At 60.8% G+C, this 20,896-nt stretch carries 19 protein-coding genes; 12 read left to right on the plus strand and 7 right to left on the minus strand.

Features of this window, described 5'->3' with window-relative positions; all coding sequences use genetic code 11:
- Positions 1 to 107: 107 nt before the first annotated feature.
- Positions 108 to 1,082 (plus strand): serine/threonine protein kinase, encoded by a 975-nt coding sequence (locus tag JBO08_RS11450; protein WP_065871823.1) that lies wholly within the window; start codon positions 108 to 110, stop codon positions 1,080 to 1,082.
- 102 nt (positions 1,083 to 1,184) lie between these two features.
- Positions 1,185 to 2,069, plus strand: coding sequence for an EamA family transporter RarD (gene rarD / locus JBO08_RS11455; protein WP_065871824.1), 885 nt, complete (start codon positions 1,185 to 1,187; stop codon positions 2,067 to 2,069).
- 223 nt (positions 2,070 to 2,292) lie between these two features.
- Here rarD and JBO08_RS11460 read toward each other — a convergent pair whose 3' ends face one another.
- Entirely contained in the window at positions 2,293 to 2,805 is a 513-nt protein-coding gene (locus tag JBO08_RS11460; RefSeq protein WP_065871825.1) for a glycine cleavage system protein R, read from the minus strand.
- Positions 2,806 to 3,072: 267 nt separating this feature from the next.
- Here JBO08_RS11460 and JBO08_RS11465 point away from each other — a divergent pair, with 267 nt between their 5' ends.
- Positions 3,073 to 5,250: a malate synthase G gene (locus JBO08_RS11465; protein WP_065871826.1), complete on the plus strand. Its 2,178-nt coding sequence runs from the start codon at positions 3,073 to 3,075 to the stop codon at positions 5,248 to 5,250.
- 201 nt (positions 5,251 to 5,451) lie between these two features.
- Here the strand turns inward: JBO08_RS11465 and JBO08_RS11470 are convergent, their stop codons facing one another.
- On the minus strand, positions 5,452 to 5,898 hold the full coding sequence (locus JBO08_RS11470; RefSeq protein WP_065871827.1) for a response regulator: 447 nt from the start codon (positions 5,896 to 5,898) through the stop codon (positions 5,452 to 5,454).
- A 245-nt stretch (positions 5,899 to 6,143) separates the two neighbouring features.
- Between JBO08_RS11470 and JBO08_RS11475 the strand changes: the two genes are divergently transcribed.
- The 8 genes from JBO08_RS11475 (at position 6,144) to JBO08_RS11510 (ending at position 15,015) form a co-directional block, all read left to right on the plus strand.
- Entirely contained in the window at positions 6,144 to 8,066 is a 1,923-nt protein-coding gene (locus JBO08_RS11475; protein ID WP_220074746.1) for a putative nucleotidyltransferase substrate binding domain-containing protein, read from the plus strand.
- Entirely contained in the window at positions 8,063 to 8,770 is a 708-nt protein-coding gene (locus tag JBO08_RS11480; protein ID WP_220074745.1) for a PolC-type DNA polymerase III, read from the plus strand. Before JBO08_RS11475 ends, JBO08_RS11480 begins: the two co-directional genes overlap by 4 nt.
- 100 nt (positions 8,771 to 8,870) lie before the next feature.
- Complete coding sequence (locus JBO08_RS11485; RefSeq protein ID WP_065871830.1) at positions 8,871 to 9,389, plus strand: RNA polymerase sigma factor; 519 nt, start codon at positions 8,871 to 8,873, stop codon at positions 9,387 to 9,389.
- Entirely contained in the window at positions 9,386 to 10,348 is a 963-nt protein-coding gene (locus JBO08_RS11490) for a FecR domain-containing protein (RefSeq protein WP_065871831.1), read from the plus strand. Before JBO08_RS11485 ends, JBO08_RS11490 begins: the two co-directional genes overlap by 4 nt.
- A gap of 198 nt (positions 10,349 to 10,546) precedes the next feature.
- On the plus strand, positions 10,547 to 12,979 hold the full coding sequence (locus JBO08_RS11495) for a TonB-dependent siderophore receptor (protein WP_220074744.1): 2,433 nt from the start codon (positions 10,547 to 10,549) through the stop codon (positions 12,977 to 12,979).
- Positions 12,980 to 13,041: 62 nt separating this feature from the next.
- On the plus strand, positions 13,042 to 14,145 hold the full coding sequence (locus tag JBO08_RS11500; RefSeq protein WP_065871833.1) for a PepSY domain-containing protein: 1,104 nt from the start codon (positions 13,042 to 13,044) through the stop codon (positions 14,143 to 14,145).
- Positions 14,142 to 14,324, plus strand: coding sequence for a DUF4175 domain-containing protein (locus JBO08_RS11505; RefSeq protein ID WP_220074743.1), 183 nt, complete (start codon positions 14,142 to 14,144; stop codon positions 14,322 to 14,324). Before JBO08_RS11500 ends, JBO08_RS11505 begins: the two co-directional genes overlap by 4 nt.
- A 61-nt stretch (positions 14,325 to 14,385) precedes the next feature.
- A complete protein-coding gene (locus JBO08_RS11510) occupies positions 14,386 to 15,015 on the plus strand; it encodes a glutathione S-transferase family protein (protein ID WP_220074742.1) in 630 nt (209 codons plus the stop codon).
- A gap of 175 nt (positions 15,016 to 15,190) precedes the next feature.
- Here the strand turns inward: JBO08_RS11510 and creD are convergent, their stop codons facing one another.
- The 4 genes from creD to JBO08_RS11530 are packed head-to-tail and all read right to left on the minus strand — an operon-like array spanning position 15,191 to position 19,233.
- The gene (gene creD / locus JBO08_RS11515) at positions 15,191 to 16,564 is read right to left on the minus strand and encodes a cell envelope integrity protein CreD (protein WP_220074741.1); all 1,374 of its coding nucleotides are present in this window, start codon (positions 16,562 to 16,564) and stop codon (positions 15,191 to 15,193) included.
- Positions 16,565 to 16,615: 51 nt separating this feature from the next.
- Entirely contained in the window at positions 16,616 to 18,055 is a 1,440-nt protein-coding gene (creC, locus tag JBO08_RS11520) for a two-component system sensor histidine kinase CreC (protein ID WP_065891366.1), read from the minus strand.
- Complete coding sequence (creB, locus tag JBO08_RS11525) at positions 18,055 to 18,723, minus strand: two-component system response regulator CreB (RefSeq protein WP_065871839.1); 669 nt, start codon at positions 18,721 to 18,723, stop codon at positions 18,055 to 18,057. The genes creC and creB overlap by 1 nt, the downstream gene beginning before the upstream one ends.
- Before the next feature lie 9 nt (positions 18,724 to 18,732).
- On the minus strand, positions 18,733 to 19,233 hold the full coding sequence (locus tag JBO08_RS11530; protein WP_065880150.1) for an ATP-dependent zinc protease: 501 nt from the start codon (positions 19,231 to 19,233) through the stop codon (positions 18,733 to 18,735).
- A gap of 173 nt (positions 19,234 to 19,406) precedes the next feature.
- Between JBO08_RS11530 and JBO08_RS11535 the strand changes: the two genes are divergently transcribed.
- Entirely contained in the window at positions 19,407 to 20,294 is an 888-nt protein-coding gene (locus JBO08_RS11535; protein WP_065871841.1) for an acyltransferase, read from the plus strand.
- On the opposite strand, the gene JBO08_RS11540 is transcribed toward JBO08_RS11535, so the two are convergent.
- Positions 20,291 to 20,863: a DUF2780 domain-containing protein gene (locus JBO08_RS11540; protein WP_065871842.1), complete on the minus strand. Its 573-nt coding sequence runs from the start codon at positions 20,861 to 20,863 to the stop codon at positions 20,291 to 20,293. The two genes, JBO08_RS11535 and JBO08_RS11540, sit on opposite strands and share 4 nt — an antisense overlap.
- Between the last annotated feature and the right edge of the window lie 33 nt (positions 20,864 to 20,896).

Raw genomic sequence — 20,896 nt, forward strand, 5'->3', positions numbered from 1 at the left:
GGAGCTGGCTTGCCTGCGATGGCGTCTGCACTGCCGCCCCCTATCTCAAGCCGTGTGCGTTACCATACCCGGCCGGACGCGGCGACCTGCTGCGCGCAGGAGTTCGCATGGCCCATCCGTTTGAAACACTCACCCCCGACCTGGTGCTCGACGCTGTCGAAAGTATCGGCTTCCTCAGCGATGCGCGCATTCTCGCGCTCAACAGCTACGAAAACCGCGTCTACCAAGTGGGCATCGAAGACTCAGAACCGTTGATCGCCAAGTTCTATCGCCCACAGCGTTGGACGAACGAGGCGATCCTTGAAGAACACCGTTTCACCTTCGAACTGGCCGAATGCGAAGTGCCGGTGGTGGCACCACTGATCCACAATGGCGAAAGCCTGTTCGAACACGCCGGTTTCCGCTTCACCTTGTTCCCACGCCGTGGCGGCCGTGCACCGGAGCCGGGCAATCTGGATCAGCTGTATCGCCTTGGGCAACTGCTTGGCCGTTTGCATGCGGTGGGTTCCACCCGCCCGTTCGAACACCGTGAAGCCTTGGGCGTGAAGAACTTCGGTCACGATTCCCTCACCACGCTGTTGGAAGGCAACTTCATTCCCAAGAGCCTGCTGCCGGCCTACGAGTCCGTGGCCCGCGACCTGCTCAAACGCGTGGAAGAGGTGTACACGGCCACGCCGCACAAGAACATCCGCATGCACGGCGATTGCCATCCCGGCAACATGATGTGCCGTGACGAGATGTTCCATATTGTCGACCTGGATGACTGCCGCATGGGCCCGGCGGTGCAGGACCTGTGGATGATGCTCGCCGGAGACCGTCAGGAATGTCTGGGACAGTTGTCGGAATTGATGGACGGCTATCAGGAATTCCATGACTTCGATCCGCGCGAACTGGCGTTGATCGAACCGTTGCGCGCCCTGCGCCTGATGCACTACAGCGCCTGGCTGGCACGGCGCTGGGATGACCCGGCGTTTCCCCACAGTTTTCCTTGGTTTGGCAGTGAGCGCTATTGGGGCGACCAGGTGCTGGCATTGCGCGAACAACTCTCGGCCCTGAACGAAGAACCCCTGAAACTCTTCTGACGGCTTCTCTGTGGGAGCCGGGCTCCCACAGAAAGCAGATCCCAATGCCTGAGAAATATCCCTACAATTGCGCTTTGTTAGCTGCCTAAGCAAGGATTCCGCATGCAAGCCGCCAACCCCCGCAAGGGATACATTCTAGGCCTGAGCGCCTATGTCATCTGGGGTCTGTTCCCGCTCTACTTCAAAGCCATCGCCAGCGTACCCGCCGCCGAGATCATCGTGCACCGCGTGCTGTGGTCAGCGCTGTTCGGCGGTTTGCTGCTGATGGTGTGGAAACACCCCGGCTGGTTCCGCGAACTGCGTGACAACCCCAAGCGCCTGGCGATCCTGGCCCTCAGCGGTTCGCTGATTGCGGCCAACTGGCTGACGTATGTGTGGTCGGTGAATACGGGGCGCATGCTGGAAGCGAGCCTGGGTTACTACATCAACCCGCTGGTCAATGTGCTGCTGGGCATGCTGATCCTGGGTGAACGCCTGCGCCGTCTGCAATGGGTCGCCGTCGGGCTGGCTGCAGCGGGTGTGGCGCAACAGGTGTGGCAGGTGGGCAGCTTGCCGTGGGTGTCGCTGGTGCTGGCGTTGACCTTTGGCTTTTACGGATTGATCCGTAAACAGGCGCCGGTGAAAGCATTGCCGGGGCTGGTGGTAGAAACCTGGATGCTGGTGCCCATTGCTCTCGCATGGCTGCTGTTCAACCCAACGGCCCACAGTGCGCAGCTGGCGTTTTGGAGCACCTCAGAAGCCTGGTGGCTGGTAGCTGCGGGCCCGGTGACGCTGATCCCGCTGGTGTGTTTCAACGCCGCCGCACGGCATTTGCCTTACACCGCGCTGGGCTTCCTGCAGTATGTGGCGCCGACGCTGGTGCTGCTGGAAGCCGTGCTGCTGTTCGGCGAACACCTGGCGCCGAGCACGTTGACTGCCTTCGCCTTCATCTGGGCGGGCCTGGTGGTGTACAGCGTGGATATCTGGCTGAGCGTGCGCAAACGCTGATCAAATAACGTACAAACCTCTGCAAGGCACGGTCGGCGTGACTTGCAGACACCCATCCCAAGGTTATCCACAACCTGATCCCCGCCATTTGTGCACAACCCCTTGAAACTGCTCGTTTTTTACTCAGTTTACGGAGAAGCCCGGCCGGTCTGGCCTGGCGCCGGGTCTCTACAGGTTATCCACAGGCCCATGCAAGATTTCCATGCATAACCTCGTGGAAAGATTATTCCTCGTAGTGCAGCTCCACCATCAGGTCATCCGCCAGGGTTTCCAGGGATAACTGCAATACATCCAGGGATAATGCTGTCGGCACCTGCAACAGCGCCTCGGCAGTGAACAACGGGTCACCGCTCATGGGAGCCGGGCGAACGTCAGTGCTCAGACTCGCCAGGTTGACCCCCTGCTGGCTCAGCAGCGCCGTGATCTCGCGCACGATGCCCGAACGGTCGTTACCCACCAGCGTCATCACAATCGATTTGGATGCTGAAGCCTGGCCAGTGCTGCCCTCACCCACCAGCACGCGAATGCCGTGTGTGGATAAATCCTCGAGCGCGCCCACCAAAGCCTGACGGCTCTCCGCCGGCACACTGACCCGCAGGATCCCGGCAAACTGCCCGGCCATGTGCGCCATGCGGCTTTCGAGCCAGTTGCCGCCGTGGGCGGCGATGTTCTGCGCAATGCGTTCAACCAGCCCGGGTTTGTCGGCGGCGATAATTGTGAGTACAAGATGGTCCATGGCAAAGCCCTCTGGAATTCAATCTACAAGGTGGACCCGGAAGCCCTTGAAAACAAATCGTGTACCATTTTTATATTTATCTGGAACAATCCAATAGTTTTTTGAGAACATCCGATTCTCCGCTGTGACCGTACGACCAAAGTGGGTCGCTAAACGACGTATTTAGTCTAATTTTCACAACCGCAAGTCATCATGTAGTATGCCCAACCGTGCACTACATAATGAAAATCTGAAAAAGCGCATTAGCTCCGCAGAGTGAGGCAAGCAATGACTGAACACGTTCAAGTCGGTGGCCTGCAGGTCGCCAAAGTCCTGTTCGACTTCGTGAACAACGAAGCCATTCCCGGTACGGGCATCACTGCCGACCAGTTCTGGGCCGGTGCCGACAAGGTCATCCATGACCTGGCACCGAAGAACAAAGCCCTACTCGCCAAACGCGACGATTTCCAGGCGCGCATCGATACCTGGCACCAGACCCACGCCGGCCAGGCTCACGACCCGGTGGCCTACAAAGCCTTCCTGCAAGACATCGGCTACCTGCTGCCAGAAGCTGCAGACTTCCAGGCCACAACCCAAAACGTCGATGACGAAATCGCCCGCATGGCCGGCCCGCAGTTGGTCGTGCCGGTGATGAATGCGCGCTTCGCACTAAACGCCTCGAATGCGCGCTGGGGTTCGTTGTATGACGCGCTGTATGGCACCGACGCCATCAGTGAAGCCGATGGCGCCGAGAAGGGCCAGGGCTACAACAAAGTGCGCGGCGACAAGGTCATCGCCTTCGCCCGCGCTTTCCTCGATGAGGCCGCCCCGCTCAGCGCCGGCAGCCACGCCGAGTCCACCGGCTACAAGATTGCCGATGGCAAGCTGATCGTCAGCCTCAAGGGCGGCAGCAACAGCGGCCTGCGTGACGACGCGCAGTTGATCGGTTTCCAAGGCCCTGCGGCTGAGCCGATTGCGATCCTGCTGAAACACAACGGCCTGCACTTCGAAATCCAGATCGACGCCAGCACCCCGGTCGGCCAGACCGATGCCGCCGGCGTCAAAGACGTGCTGATGGAAGCCGCGCTGACCACCATCATGGACTGCGAAGACTCCGTCGCCGCCGTCGATGCCGATGACAAGGTGGTGATCTACCGCAACTGGCTCGGCCTGATGAAGGGCGACCTGGCCGAAGAAGTAGCCAAGGGCGGCAAGACCTTCACCCGCACCATGAACGCCGACCGCGTCTACACTGGCGTGGATGGCAAGGACGTGACCCTGCACGGCCGTTCGCTGTTGTTCGTACGCAACGTGGGTCACCTGATGACCATCGACGCGATCCTCGACAAAAACGGCAACGAAGTGCCGGAAGGCATCCTCGACGGCCTGCTCACCAGCCTGGCCGCGATCCACAGCCTCAACGGCAACAGCAGCCGCAAGAACAGCCGCACCGGCTCTGTGTACATCGTTAAACCGAAAATGCACGGCCCCGAAGAAGCGGCGTTCACCAACGAGCTGTTCGGGCGCATCGAAGAGGTGCTGAACCTGCCGCGCAACACGCTGAAAGTCGGGATCATGGACGAGGAGCGCCGCACCACGGTCAACCTCAAGGCCTGTATCAAGGCGGCCAGCGAGCGTGTGGTGTTTATCAACACCGGCTTCCTCGACCGTACCGGCGATGAAATCCACACCTCCATGGAAGCCGGCGCGATGGTGCGCAAGGCCGCGATGAGGGCGGAAAAATGGATCGGCGCCTACGAGAACTGGAACGTCGATATCGGCCTGAGCACCGGCCTGCAAGGTCGCGCGCAGATCGGTAAAGGCATGTGGGCCATGCCCGACCTGATGGCCGCGATGCTCGAACAGAAAATCGCCCACCCACTGGCCGGTGCCAACACTGCCTGGGTGCCGTCGCCAACGGCAGCCGCATTGCACGCGTTGCACTACCACAAGGTCGACGTTTTCGCCCGCCAGGCCGAGCTGGCCAAGCGCGAGCGCGCCTCGGTGGACGACATCCTGACGATTCCTCTGGCCAGCAATACCGATTGGTCCGACGAAGAAATCCGCAACGAGCTGGACAACAATGCCCAAGGCATCCTTGGCTATGTCGTGCGCTGGATCGACCAGGGCGTCGGCTGCTCGAAAGTGCCGGACATCAACGATGTGGGCCTGATGGAAGACCGCGCCACCCTGCGCATCTCCAGCCAGCACATCGCTAACTGGCTGCGCCACGGCATCGTCACTCAGGATCAGGTGATGGAAAGCCTCAAGCGCATGGCGCCGGTGGTGGACCGTCAGAATGCGGGGGACAAGTTGTACCGTCCGTTGGCGCCGGATTTCGATAGCAATATCGCGTTCCAGGCGGCGGTGGAGTTGGTGGTTGAAGGGACCAAGCAGCCAAATGGATATACCGAGCCGGTGTTGCATCGTCGGCGGCGGGAGTTCAAGGCCAGGAATGGTCTGTAATTAATCGCGGATATGAAAAGCCTTGGTCGTAAGATCAGGGCTTTTTTCAAAACGGCCAAATCAATAATGGCTCAGTACTCATGACAAACTCCTGTTCATAGGGTTTCGAGGCACGGTCATCACACAATGCTCTCCAGACCACTGAACAAAAATTCCCTCTTAACGCCTACGGTCATAAATGACAGTCTCGACCAACGGTCCCTACTGCCCCATCCCCAACTCCCGCTTCACTAATTTCGCCAACTTCACGCTATCAATCGGCTTCAGCAAAAAGTCCACCACACTCAAATGCATCGCATCGATCACATCCGGCGCTTCCGCGTCCCCCGACATGATGATGATCGGCAAAGCCGCGCGAGTGGATTCGCGTACCTGCCTGATCAGCTCCAGGCCGCTGCTCGGCTGCATGCGCAGATCGGTGATCAACAATCCAATGGAGCTGCTGGACTTCAATAAATCCCACGCCGCCTCACCACTGTCGGCAGTCATGCAGCGAATACCGTCCAGCCCCAGGATCTCCGCCAACAATTCACGCGCGTCCTTGTCGTCGTCAACAATCAAAACGCGTTGTGGCGGTAAATCAGGCTCCAGCATCACGGCGCTCAGCGCCTCGCGCTCGGCATCGCTTAAAATATCGTGGTCGGACATACGGTTCTCAGCAGTTCTCATCAATCCCCTCCGCTCAGACGTCAGACATCACAGGAGGGTCGAACAATGTGCACTTCGTCGGAAAGTTTGACTAGTGGGCGTTCTACGGGGTTTGGACGATAGTCATGTAAGGTTTTTCCCTAGGTTTGTGCGGTCTGTATCGACCTAGACTTACGTCCAATGGGCACCCGCCGCGCGGGAGTCGACCATGAGGGACGATAACGACAAAAAACGCGGCCACTGTTATGAGTAAAGCTGATGCCTTCGCCCAGGCGGGGAAAACTGCTGTGTTGCAGAACATTCACGGCACCCTGCAGTTCTTGCAGCGCTTCCCGCCCTTCAACCAAATGGAAAACGCACACCTGGCGTTTTTGGTGGAACAGTGCCAGCTGCGCTTTTACGGCCCCGGCGACAGCATCCTTAAACCGTCGGGCGGGCCGGTTGAACATTTTTATATCGTCAAGCAGGGCAGGGTCGTGGGTGAGCGCCCGGACAGCGCAGAAACCACGTTTGAAATCGCGACGGGCGAGTGCTTTCCCCTCGCGGCACTGTTAGGTGAACGGGCAACCCGCACCGAGCACAAGGCGGCCGAAGACACCTTCTGCCTGCAACTGAACAAACCGGCGTTTATCAAACTGTTCGCGCTTTCCAGTCCGTTTCGCGACTTCGCCCTGCGTGGCGTCAGCAGCCTGTTGGACACGGTTAATCAACAGGTTCAACAAAAAGCCGTGGAAACCCTCGGCACTCAATACTCACTGAACACCCGCCTCGGCGAATTGGCCATGCGCCACCCTGTGATGTGCAGCCCAACCACGCCGCTGCGCGAGGCGGTGACGCTGATGCACGAACAACAGGTGGGCAGCATTGTGATCGTCGATGAGGGCCAGGCGCCCCTGGGAATTTTCACCCTGCGCGACCTGCGCCAAGTGGTGGCCGATGGCACCAGCGACTTCACCCAGGGCATCGAAGGCCACATGACCCAGGCGCCCTTCTTCTTGACCCCGGACCACAGCGCCTTCGACGCCGCCATCGCCATGACCGAACGGCATATCGCCCACGTGTGCCTGGTCAAAGACCAACGCCTGTGTGGCGTGGTGTCCGAGCGCGATCTGTTTTCCCTGCAACGGGTGGACCTGGTGCACCTGGCGCGCACCATCCGTAACGCGCCACGCGTGGAAAACCTGGTGGCGATTCGCGGCGAGATCGGCCAGTTGGTCGAACGCATGCTGGCCCATGGCGCGTCGTCTACCCAGATCACCCACATCATTACGCTGCTTAACGATCACACCGTATGCCGGGTGATCGAACTCACGCTGGCTGAAAAAGGCGACCCCGGCGTGCCATTCAGTTGGTTGTGTTTTGGCAGCGAAGGTCGTCGCGAGCAGACGCTGTACACCGACCAGGACAACGGCATTCTGTTCGATGCCAAGGACATCGCCGAAGCGGCGCAGATCCGTGGTCGCCTGTTGCCGCTGGCACAGCAGATCAACCAGAGCCTGGCGTTGTGCGGGTTCAGCCTGTGCGAGGGCAACATCATGGCCGGCAATCCAGAGCTTTGCCTGTCGCGGGCGGAATGGGCGCGGCGGTTTGCAGCCTTCATTCGCGAGGCGACGCCGGAGAATCTGCTGGGCTCCAGCATTTATTTCGACCTGCGCGTGGTGTGGGGCGATGAGCGCGGTTGCGAGCAATTGCGCCAGGGCATTCTTGACCAGGTCGCGGATAACCGCTTGTTTCAACGCATGCTGGCTGAGAACGCGTTGCGCCAGCGGCCGCCTGTGGGACGTTTCCGCGAGTTTGTGCTGACGCGTAAAGGCGGCGAAAAAGCCACCCTCGACCTCAAGGTGCAAGGCTTGACGCCGTTTGTCGACGGCGCGCGCCTGCTGGCCCTGGCCAACGGCATCCACGCCAATAACACCCTGGAGCGCTTGCGCCAACTGGTGGTCAAGGAAGTGATCGAGCCCCTGGACGGCGCCGCCTATGAAGAGGCCTACCACTTCATCCAGCAAACCCGCATGCAGCAGCACCAACTGCAAACCCGCGAGAACCAGCCGTACTCCAACCGCGTCGACCCGGACAGCCTCAACCACCTGGACCGGCGCATCCTGCGTGAGTCCCTGCGCCAGGCTCAACGCCTGCAAAGCAGCCTGACGTTGCGGTATCAGTTGTGAGCCTGTTCAGCTGGCTGCGTACGAAAAAGCCTGGGCTGGATACCGCGCAACAAAAACGCCTGGAGCAACTGCGCAAGCCCACCGCGCTGGGCGGCGGTTCCTTGCGCTGTCAGCGCTGGGTGGTGGTGGACCTGGAAACCAGCGGCCTGAACCTTAACCGTGATCAGGTGCTGTCCATCGGTGCGGTGGTGATCGAAGACGGCGCGGTGGACTTTTCTCAATTGTTCGAGCGCACGCTGCAACGCGCCGACACCAAACTCAGCCCCAGCGTATTGATCCACGGCCTCGGCCCCAGTGCCATTGCTGCCGGCAGCGACCCGGCCGAGGCGTTGCTGGACTTCATGGCGTTTGTCGGCGACAGCCCATTGCTGGCCTTCCACGCACCGTTCGATCAACACATGTTGTGTCGGGCGCTCAAGGACAGTCTGGGTTACCGCCTGACGCATCCGTTTCTTGATGTGGCCGACATCGCCCCGCTGCTGTGCCCCGAGGCGCATATACGCGAAGCCGGGCTGGACGACTGGATCAACCACTTCAACCTGCACGTGGGCGAGCGCCATCATGCCAGCGCCGATGCCCTGGCCACGGCGGAGCTGATGCTCATCCTGTTCAGCCGCGCACGCCAGCAACAGATCGACACCCCCCACACGCTGCAAGAGCGCTTGAGCCAATGGAAGCGGCGTAAACACGCGCCATCGTTTTAATACCATCTCCCGACAGACGCCAATTGCACCCACCCCACGGCTCTGACACAATCGCGAATAATTCTCGTTAGTTTAAACCTCTTGTTTATTCGGTGATGCCTTGTCGTCGGTCCAGAACCCACACAGTGAGCTTGTTGGCGCGTTGTATCGCGACCATCGTGGCTGGCTGCTGGCCTGGCTTCGACGCAACGTGGCCTGCCCAAGCCGCGCCGAAGACCTGAGCCAGGACACGTTCATGCGCTTGCTGGGCCGTGACGAGCTGCGCGAACCCCGCGAACCTCGGGCGTTCCTGGTCGCCATCGCCAAGGGCTTGCTGTTCGACTACTTCCGCCGCGCCGCGCTGGAACAGGCCTACCTCACCGAACTGATGCTGATCCCGGAAAGCGAGCACCCCTCGCCGGAAGAGCAGCAACTGATCCTCGAAGACCTCAAGGCCATCGACCGCCTGCTCGGCAAGCTGTCGAGCAAGGCCCGCGCCGCCTTCCTCTATAACCGCCTCGACGGCATGGGCCATGCAGAAATCGCCCAGCGCCTTGGCGTGTCCGTGCCGCGGGTGCGCCAGTACCTGGCCCAGGGTATTCGCCAGTGCTACATCGCCCTGTATGGCGAGCCGCTGTGAACGGTTCCAGACCGGTCTCGGCCCGTGTGCTGGATGCAGCCATTGCCTGGCAACTGTCCCTTGATTCAGGAGACGGCAGCGCTATTGAGCGCGAAGAGTTCAGCAAATGGCTGGCCAGCAATGACGAACACGCCCGCGCGTGGCGCCAGCTGGGCATGCTCGACCAGCGTTTCAGCGCCGCTTCGGGCCCGGCGCGGGTGGCGTTGTTGCAATCGCGGGAAGGCATTCGCCAGCGCGTGCGCAAGTTGGGCAGCGGCTTGGCGAGCATTGCACTGGTCATTGGCGTGGCGTTGTTTGCCGGTGAGCGCTATGTGCCGATCCACTATTGGCTGGCCGACCAACGTACCGCCACCGGTGAGCAGCGCACGCTGAAGCTGGCGGACGGTACGCTGATCAACCTCAATACCCACAGTGCTATCGACGTGCGTTTTGATCAGAAACGCCGGCTGATTGTGTTGCAGGAAGGCGAGATCCTCGTCGAGACCGGCCACAACGATGCGCGCCCGTTCTATGTACAAACCCGCGACGGCAGCCTGCGGGCGCTGGGCACGCGGTTTATCGTCAAGCGTGAAGACGACGCCACGCGCTTGAGCGTGTTGCAGTCCGCCGTGGCCGCACAGCCTGAGGCACTGCACCAGGAACAGATCTTCAAGGAAGGCCAGCAAGTGCTGATGCGCAGCGACGGCCTCGGCCCGCTGCTGGCTGTCACCCCCGCCACCGACGCCTGGACCCGCGGCATGCTGGTGGTCGACAACGCCCGCCTGGGGGATGTGGTCGAGGAGCTCGGCCGCTACCGCACCGGTTACCTGGGTGTGGATAAAGATGTGGCCGACTTGCGTATCACCGGCAGTTTCCCGTTGCACGACACCACGCTGGCGCTGAATGCGCTGCTGCCGACGTTGCCGGTGCAGATTGAGCAGCACACGCCGTGGTGGGTGACGGTGAAGGGCAAGCCTTAGGTTCGCGGTGCCCGTGCTATCGCTATTGCAGGCAAGCCAGCTCCCACCGTTGAAATGCATTCCAAGGTGGGAGCTGGCTTGCCTGCGATGAGGCCCTCAAGAACACCCTGGAAAAATATTTTCACCCCGCCCTATCACTTTTCGATTCTCGTTCGGCACCTAAGCAATTGAGAAATATTTCCATTCAGGAGCCGCCCTATGTCCCGCACCCTAGACACCTTGTTGCGCCCCAGCCTGTTAGCCGTGGCCATCGCCCTCAGCGCCCCGCTGACCAGCACTGTGCTGATCGCCGCCGAGCAGGCGTCCAGCGTGCGTGCTTACAACCTGCCGGCGGCGCCACTGGCCAGCACCCTGAACCAGATCGCCAGCCAGGGCGGCCTGGCGCTGACCCTCAGCCCGGCGCTCGCCGCCGGCAAGACCTCGGCACCGGTCCAGGGCCAGTTCGATGCGCCGGGTGCGCTGCGTGAAGCGTTGCGTGGGACGGGGTTGCAACTGGAGCAGAGCAGCGCGGGGACTTACACCTTGGTGGCGATTCCGGAGGGCGTGATGGCGCTGCCGGTCACCAACATCACTGGCCAAGACGGCAGCCAGGAAAGTGCCTGGGGCCCGGTGCAAGGCTATCTGGCCACGCGCACTGCCGCCGGCACCAAGACCGACACTGCGCTGGTTGAAGCGCCGCGCTCGATCTCTGTCGCCACCCGCGAGCAGATGCAGGACCGCAACGTGCAGAACCTGGATGACGCCGTCAAATACATGCCGGGCATCGTGTCTGCCAGCTACGGCAGCGACACCCGCTACGACTGGATGCGCGTGCGCGGTTTCGAACCGACCCAGTTCCTCGACGGCCTGCCGCTGCCACGCGGTGTGTACGCCAACCCGAAAGCCGAAACCTGGAACCTCGACCGCCTTGCCCTGCTGCGCGGCCCGGCCTCATCGGTGTACGGCCAGACGCCACCGGGCGGCCTGCTGGACATGGTCAGCCGGCGTCCCAGCGAAGAGTCCAGTCATGCCATCCAAGTGCAATACGGCAGTGACAACTACCGCCAGATCAACTTCGCCAGCACCGGCAAGATCGATGATGAAGGCCAGTTCCTGTATGGCGTCAGCGGTGTGGTACGCGATGCGGGCACCCAAGTCGACCACATCGACAACAAGCGCTACAACATTGCGCCGAGCCTGACCTGGAACATCGACACCGACACCAAGCTGACACTGCTCTCGCAGTTCACGCGTGACGATACGGGTACAACCAGCCAGTTCATGCCGATCCAGGGCACGAAGATCAAATCGTCGCTGGGCGAAGTGTCACACCATAAGAACCTGGGTGATCCGGATTACGAGTTCTATGACCGCACCTACTACGCGCTGGGGTATGCGTTTGAGCATCGCTTCAACGACACTTGGCAGTTCAAACAGAACCTGCGTTACACCAAGTCGGAACTGGACTTCCAGCAGTTGACCGTGGGCTCCTATGCATTCTCCCAAGCTAATGCAGCAGGCGATATCAGCCGGTCTACCACCAATGTTAACGAAAGCATTGGCCAGTTCGCGGTGGATAACAATTTCCAGGCTGACTTCGCCACGGGCGACATCACCCACACCCTGCTGCTGGGGCTGGATCATCAACGCACCGACACGTCCTATCGCGCGATTTACGGTACAGCGTCAAACATCAACATCTTTAACCCGATCAACACTCAGCCGACTCTACGCCCAACCGGCGTCCGGCCTTTTTACGACTACAACCAGAAAACCGTCCAGACTGGGCTCTACGTGCAGGACCAGATGGCCTTGGACAAGTGGCGCTTGACCCTGGGTGGCCGTGAAGACTGGGTGCATCAGGGCACTACCTACTTCAACGACAGCGATGCGACCAACACTGACCGCATCAAGCACTTCAGTGGCAACGCAGCACTGAGCTATGTGTTCGACTCGGGCTTCGTACCGTACTTGTCCTACGCAGAATCCTTCCAGCCGGCGAGCAACGCAGATACAACTGCCACCAAGACGTTTAAACCGACGGAAGGCCAACAATGGGAGATGGGTGTCAAGTATCAGCCGCCCGGCTCCAACACGCTGCTGAGCGCAGCGGTCTACGATCTGACGCAGAAAAATGTCCAGGTGACCACACTCGGCGCCGGGGGCCAGCAAATCAACAGCCAGACCGGCGAAGTGAAGGTCAAGGGCCTGGAGCTGGAAGCGGTGTCTGACGTCACAGAGAACCTCAAGGTCATCGCCGCCTACACCTTGGCGAAATCCGAGGTGCAAAAAGGCATTTACAAAGACAACCGACTGACACTGATGCCCAACCAGCAAGCCTCGCTTTGGACGGACTATACCTGGCACACCGGCCCGCTTGATGGCTTCGGTATTGGCTTCGGTGCGCGCTACACCGGCAACACCTACGGCGACCAGGCCAACACCTGGTTGGGCAAAGCCAACGCCTACACCGTGTTCGACGGCTCGGTGCATTACGACCTGGGCCGCCTGGACAACAGTCTCAAAGGTGCATCGGTAAAACTGAACGCCACCAACCTGTTCAACAAGGACTACCTGTCCACCTGTGACGGCAACTACTGCTACTTCGGCGACCAACGCAGCGTAGTCGCCAGCGCCACCTACCAGTGGTAATCGGCTGAGCCAACAACCAGGCCGCTCCCTTGAGCGGCTTGGGTGTGTCTGAAGGTTAGAAAATGAAAAGCAAGACCATCCGCCGCTGGTCCTTCATCCACACTTGGACCAGCCTGATCTGCACGGTATTCCTGCTGCTGCTCGCCCTGACTGGCCTGCCGCTGGTGTTTCACCATGAGATCGACCACCTGCTGGGCAATGAGCCTGAACTGGCGCAGATGCCCGCCGATACGCCACGGCTCAACCTCGAGCAGCTTGTGGCTAAAGCTCAGGCTCATCGCCCCGGCGAAGCCATGCAGTACCTGGCCTGGGACGAAGACGACCAGAACGGCGTGATCGCAATCATGGCCGCTACCGCCGGCACCGAACCCAACTCGTCGCACACTTTCATGCTGGATGCGCGCACCGGTGAAGCGGTGGAAACCCCGGCGGCCAACGGTGGGTTCACCCTGTTCCTGTTGCGTTTGCATGTGGATATGTTTGCCGGTCTGCCAGGCAAGTTGCTGCTGGCGTTCATGGGCATTCTGTTTGTGCTGGCGATTATCTCCGGCACGGTGCTGTACCTGCCGTTCATGCGCCGCCTGACATTCGCCACCGTGCGCCAGGACAAGTCCACCCGTCTGCGTTGGCTCGACTTGCATAACCTGATCGGTGTGGTCACGTTGACCTGGGCACTGGTGGTGGGCGTGACCGGCGTGATCAGCGCCTGCGCCGACCTGATCATCGCCGCCTGGCGCCAGGACAGCCTCAGCGCGATGATCGAGCCCTATAAAAGCGCGCCCCCCCTGACCCAACGCGCCCCGGCCACCGAGTTACTGACCATCGCAGCAAAGGCTGCGCCAGGCATGCAGCCGGACTTTATCGCCTTCCCCGGCACGCGCTTTTCCAGTGAGCACCACTACGCGGTGTTCATGAAGGGCAGCACCCACCTGACGTCGCACTTGCTCACACCGGTGCTGATCGACGCCAGTACCCTGGCCGTCACCGCCATCGCCGAACGGCCGTGGTACATGGACGCCATGGGCATGTCCCAACCGCTGCACTTTGGCGACTACGGCGGCATGCCGATGAAAATCCTCTGGGCCGTCTTGGATGTGCTGACCATCATCGTGCTGGTGAGCGGGATTTATTTGTGGATCGTGCGGCGCAAGGCGGGCAAGGCATGAAGCCGCGCCGGTCGAATTTCTGGAAGGTGTTTGGCATTCCCCTGGGGATTGGCGTGCTCAGCGCCGCCGGGTTGTTTGCGGCGTTGCTCGGCGATGGGCTGTGGGATTCGCTCAGTTGGGTGGGTTTAGGGCTGCCAGCAGTTATAGGCGTGTACGCGTTGTTCAAACGGCGCGGCTAAGGGCCTCGCCAGCCGTCTTGCAACCCTCTAGGCTAGCCACTGCCCATCTTGAGGAATGCCCATGTCCGCTCCCAGCATGACCCTGTTCCACAACTCTGCTTCACCGTTCGTGCGCAAGGTGCGTGTGCTGCTGGCCGAAACCGGCCAGCAAGATCGCGTGGCCCTGCACGGGTGCATGCCGACCCCGGTCAACCCGGACGCCCACGTGGTGCAAGGCAACCCGGTGGGCAAGATCCCGGCCCTGCGCCTGGCCGACGGCACGGTGCTGCACGACAGCCGGGTGATCCTTGATTACTTCGACCACCAGCACGTCGGCAACCCGCTGATCCCTCGCGACGGCTCGGCCCGCTGGCGCCGCCTGACCCTGGCCTCGATGGCCGACGGCATCATGGATGCCGCCGTGCTGGTGCGTTACGAGACCGCGCTGCGCCCAGCGGAAAAACACTGGGGCCAATGGCTCGATGAGCAGCGCAACAAGATCCGTCGCAGCCTCGCTGAGTTAGAAGCGGATGCGATCGCCGAACTGACCAGCCACTTCGACATCGCCGCCATCAGCGTGGCCTGCGCCTTGGGTTACCTGGATTTCCGTCATCCGGATATGCAATGGCGCTCGGATAACCCGCAGCTTGCCGCGTGGTACGCCGAAGTCAGCCAGCGGCCTTCGATGCTGGACACCCAGCCGCCCATCTAAGATTCACCGTCATTCCCCTGTGGGAGCGGGCTTGCTCGCGAATGCGGTGGCTCAGTTGAAACATCTGTGGCTGACATACCGCCTTCGCGAGCAAGCCCGCTCCCACATTGTGCGGCGGCGTTATTGAGGAAGTCGACCATCCTCGCCTTCATTTGCTGGTCCTCGCGCAACCCGATCATTGCACTGCCTCCAGGTCAAACTGCAGTGGCTCGGCCGCTTTGCGCTTGCCCACGCCATACCAGTCCAGTTTGCGCGTCAGCACCATCACCGTGCCCAACAAGCCGAACAGCAGCAACGACCCCATCAGCAACGCATAATCTTCGGCATTCAACAGCCCGTACAACAAGCCATACAACGCCGCCAACCCCGCCGAGAAACCCAACCCATGGGCCACGCTGCGCAGCACATGGCACACGTAGAAACCAATCAACAACACACAGGCACTGGCGGAGATGAGGTAGGCCATGGCGAAGCCTATGTGCTCGGACAACGACAACAGCAGCAGGTAGAAAAACGCCAGCGCAAAGCCCACCAAGGCGTACTGGATCGGGTGCACCGCCAGGCTCTTGAGCACTTCGAACAGGAAGAAACCGGCAAAGGTCAGGGCGATAAACAGCAACGCGTATTTGATCGCACGGTCGCTCTTGAGGTACTGGTCCACCGGGTCGATGAAGTTCACGCCGAAGCTGCGGTTGTTGAAGTCGTCACAGCCTTGCCCGTCCAGGCAGGTCTGCAGGGCTTGCTCGAGGTTGGTGGAGAAGAATGAAGTCTGCCAGTTGGCGCTAAAGCCTTTGTCGCTGATCTCGCGTTGCGCCGGCAGGAAGTTGCCGATAAAGCTTGGGTGCGGCCAGTTGGACGCGAGTGACACTTGGCTGGTCTTGCCCACCGGCACCACTTGCAGTTGCTCGGTGCCTTGCAGGCGCAGGTCAAAGGCGAAATCCACCACGTAGGGCTTTTTAGTGTCCTGCTCCGGCAGCGCCACGTGAACGCCCTCACCGAGCCAGTCGACCTGGGAGCCCGGTTCGAACTCCAGCTGCTGGCTGCCCAGCTCAAGCTTCAATGCGTTTTCAATGCCGCGAATATCGCTGATACCCACCGCCAGAAATGCCGGCTCAAAACGGTAATCGGCAAAGCTCTCGGTGATCCCCAACTGCGCAGGCAGCTCGAAACGCCCGCTGATGCGGTTATCGGCATGGAACAGCCGCGCCTGGTAGATACCCCGCGCACGCAGTTCGGTCTGCACTTTGCCGTCGAGCTCAAAACGATCCGGCAGGAAATACAGACGACCACGCTCTTCGCGGATGACTTCGTAGCGCTTGTTGAGCTTTTCATTGAGCTTCCACTCGCGCACGGTCTTGCGATACGGCACCACCATCACCGGGCCGGTGAGACGCTGGGCATAGCTGGAGCTGCGGGCGATGTCCATCAGTACGCCGTCGCGCAATTGCTGGCGGTCACTGATGATGCCGTTGATCATCAGCAACGGAATCAGCAACAGCAGGATCAGTAGCGCAATCGCGCCAAGTTTGAAAAGCAGGCTGCGGTTCATGGGTCTCTCCCTGTTTTGATGGGGAGAGTCTGGGCAGCATGTGTGGGGGATTTATGTGGGCAATGTGGAGACTGTGTGGAGATGCAGCACCACTTGCACGCCGCCTTGCACATTGCCGATCTGCAACGCGCCGCCGTGCAGCTTCATCACTTCCTCGACAAAGTTGAGGCCCAGGCCGGTGCTTTTGCGCCCGCTGGCCGGGCGTGGCAGTGAGTAGAAACGCTCGCTCAAGCGTGGCAGCGCGTAGTCGGGAATCGGCGCGGCCTGGTTGAACAGACTCACCTGCACGTCGTTGTGACGCGTCTGCGCGCTGAATTTCAACTGGCCACCGGGCGGTGTGAAGTCCAGGGCGTTGTCCAGCAGATTGCCCAAGGCCTGACGCAGCAGGAAGGGCTCGCCACACACCTGCACATCCGCCGCAATCGTCTGTTCAACGCACAATTGGGCGCCTTCAATGCGCGCGCATTGGGCCTTGATGACCTCATCGACCATCGCGGCCAACGGGATACTCGCCTGCTCTTCCAGGCCTTGGCGTTGCTCGACTTGCGCCAGGTTCAGCAAGCGCTCGATCAACTGCTGCAGGCGCGCACTTTCGCTGTCGATGTTGCCGACAAAACGCTGTTGTTGTTCGCGGGTCATATCGCCCTGCAACAACTCCGCCGCGCCGCGTATCGCCGCCAACGGGCTTTTCAATTCGTGGGTCAGGGTGTGCACGTAATGTTCGACATAGGCCTTGCCCTCCAACTGCGTACGCATGTGCTCCACGGCGGTGGATAACTGCTTGAGTTCGCCGCCCCTATAATGCGGCAACTCGGCACGCCGGCCTTCGCTGACCGCTTCGGCATAAGCCGTCAACCGGCGCAGCGCGGCGCTCAACCACCACGACAGCAGTGCGCCCAGCAGCAGACCCAGAATCACCAGGCCCGCGCCGTACCACAGCAGGCGCCGCTCGGTGCGGTCGACATAGGGCTGCAATGAGCTGTTCGGTTTGGCCACGGTGACCACGCCGATGATCTGGCCGTTGTCACGGATCGGCGCGCCCACGTGCATCACCGACGAGGTGGCGTCATCCGCTGCGCTGCGAGTGGACCGGGCGCCGTATTCACCGCGCAGGGTCAGGTACACGTCGTTCCACTTGGAATAGTCCTGGCCCACCGCGTCGCCCGTGGAGTCGAGCAACACGGTGCCCTTGGCGTCGGTCACATAGATGCGGTGGTTGACCTGGTTTTTCGGCAGACCCCAGATGGTCGCGCCCGGCTGGCGACTGCCGTAGGCCTTGAGCAAGGCCGGCCAGTGGCTTTGGCCGAGGGTGCCGTTCTTGACGTCATCGCGCAGTATCTCGGCCAGCAGGTTGGCGGTGTCCACCAGGGTTTCTTCGGTGGACTGGCGCACACCGGGACGGATTTCCTTCATGACAGTGCTGAGCACGAAGTAGCCGGTGAGGCCGATAAACAGCGCATACACCAGGAAAATCCGCAGCCCCAGGCGCATCAGCTATTGCTCGGGCTGTAGCTGTAGCCGAGGCCGCGATGGGTCTGGATCGGCTCGGCATCGGCAGCCACGCTGCGCAATTTGCTGCGCAGACTTTTGATATGGCTGTCGATATTGCGCTCGTAGCCGGCATCCGCCGCCACACCGACCGCGTCCAATAATTGCTCGCGGCTGAAGACACGCTCAGGTTGTTCCAGCAAGCTCTGCAGCAGGCGGAATTCATGGCGCGTCAGGCTCAAGGGCTGGCCGCGATAAGCAATCTGCATGCGTTCCAGATCAACCTGGAACACCGTGGGCGCAGCCCCTGGGCCAATCCGCTTGAGGATCGCCCTGACCCGCGCGGTCACCTCCCGAGGGCTGAAGGGCTTGACCACATAATCGTCGGCGCCGATCTCCAGCCCCACCACGCGGTCGATCTCGCCATCCCGCGCGCTGAGAAACATCACCGGTACTTCACTGAAGCGACGCAGTTGCTTGCAGGTTTCGAACCCCGTGATGTCCGGCAGGCCGATGTCGAGGATGACTAGGTCAGCCGGCGTCTGGCGCTGGTGGGCCAGCGCCTCCTGGCCAAGGCTCAGCCAGGTGGTGGTAAAGCCCTCGCCTTGCAGGGCGAATATCAGCGTGTCGGCTATCGCCGCTTCGTCTTCGACAATCAGGATATGCGCCATGGTGTTCCGTCAGCAGTCCGGTTTGTCAGCAGTGTAACGACGGGCCGGATTTACCGCAGCGCCGAATTCACGCAGGGCCTTGGCACCGATCAGCAACGGGTAGTTGAAGCTGCTGCGGTCGGTGAGGTTAACCTCGACGGTACGCTTGACGTTGCCCAGGCACATTTCCAAGTCGATCACCGGGCGCTTGGCCACGCTGGCTTCATCCTTGTCCTCGTCTTCGTCGGCGCGGCTCTTGATCTTGCTGATGCGCGAGACTTTGTGTTCGTAGACTTTGTTGGAGGCATCCTTGCCGCCGAGGCGGAAGCGCACCCAGTCGTCGCCATCACGGGTGAAGGTTTCGATATCACGCGCCGACAGCGAGGCGGTCAACGCGCCGGTGTCCATCTTGGCCTTGAAGGTTTCGCCGATCTCCGGCAATTGGATGTATTCGTAGCGACCGTAAAGGGTCGGTTCGGCGGCCATGACAGGCAGGGCAGCCAGGGCGAGGGAGGCAAGGAGCAGTTTCACGAAGTGATTTCCTCGGAAAGAAGTAGGCGGATTCTAGACCGCAAAGGCAGCACTTAGTTAGCTCGTCCCAGCATACCCGGCACATTGTGAAACATTCGTCCGGCCATTTGCGATTTGGCCTCTAGACTCAAGCTGCTTATCATGACCCGCCCACACGATTGCAAGAGTTGCTTATGCGCCGCCTGCTCACCGGCTGTTTTGTCTCATTGCTGTTATTGCTCAACACCCTGGTCCTGATCGGCCCGCTGATGGTGTTTGCCCTGCTCAAGGTGGCGGCCCCTGGTCGCGCTCGTGACGCCATGTCGTGGGCGGTCATGTGGATCGCCGAAACCTGGGCCGAGATCGACAAGCTGATCTTCGCGCTGTGCATCCCGACCCAATGGGACATTCGCGGTGGCGCAGACCTGCGCGGTGATACCTCCTACCTGGTCATCAGCAACCACCAATCCTGGGTGGATATTCCGGCGCTGATCCAAGCCCTCAACCGTCGCACGCCGTTCTTCAAATTCTTCCTGAAAAAAGAGCTGATCTGGGTGCCCTTCCTCGGCCTGGCCTGGTGGGCGCTGGATTATCCGTTCATGAAGCGCTACACCAAGGCATTCCTCGCCAAGCACCCGGAACTGGCCGGGCAGGATTTAAAGATCACCAAAGAGGCTTGCGAGCTGTTCAAGCGCCAGCCAGTGACGGTGGTCAATTATCTGGAAGGCACGCGGTTCACCGAAGCCAAGCGTAGGCAACAGGATTCGCCGTTTACCCGGCTACTCAAACCCAAGGCGGGTGGCGTGGCGTTTGTGCTGGCAGCCCTGGGAGAACAGCTGGATGCGGTACTCGACGTGACGGTTGTCTATCCGCAGCAAAAAATCCCTGGGTTCTGGGATTTGATCAGTGGCGCAGTGCCAAAGGTGATCATCGATATCCGTACCCGTGAGCTGGACCCGGCATTGTGGCAAGGGGATTACGAGAACGATCCGGCCTTTCGCCAGACCGTCCAGAACTGGGTAAACCAGCTCTGGAAGGAGAAGGATGCGCGCATCGAACAACTGCGCGCACAAAGTCGTTAGCTGCCAGTACCCCACGCCTGGGCCAACTTGCCCAGCAAGGAACTGTTGGCACCCTGCCCGCCGAGGTATTGCAGGATTACCGGCGCAAACTGGCTAACCATGCCGCTGTCCATGCCCAGGGCGCTGAACGCGGTGTTCAGGTCATTGGTGTTCTTCACGTTACCCAGCAGGCCGTCGAGGCCACTGGTCTTGCTGCCACCGGCCTGGCCGAGCATCCCGCTCAAGGCCCCGAGGCTGCCCAATGCGTTGTTGCCCGACAACTGGTCGAGGCCCGGCACACTATTGCCCAGTTGCGAGTAGTCATTCCCGCTCAGCTTGTTCTTGGCCAGGCCCAGCATGGCGCCAGTGCCGCCGACCGCTTGTTCGGGGGTGATGTTCAGTTGAGAGGTCAATGCACTCAGCAAACCGGCCGTCTCGGAAGACGGTGCGGCAGCGGCAGCCTTGTTGTTGCCACCCTGCATACCGGAAATGGCATTGGCCGCGTCGCCAAGGCTGAAACCTGCGGCGAGCACCGGGCCGGCTGCCAGGGTCATCAGGCAGGAAAGGGCGAAACCGCGTGAAATCTTCATCGAAACAACCTCTGGGTGTAGGGGTGAAAGCAG

This window comes from Pseudomonas sp. LAP_36 (assembly GCF_019456785.1).
In the GTDB taxonomy this organism is placed as follows: Bacteria; Pseudomonadota; Gammaproteobacteria; order Pseudomonadales; family Pseudomonadaceae; genus Aquipseudomonas; species Aquipseudomonas tritici.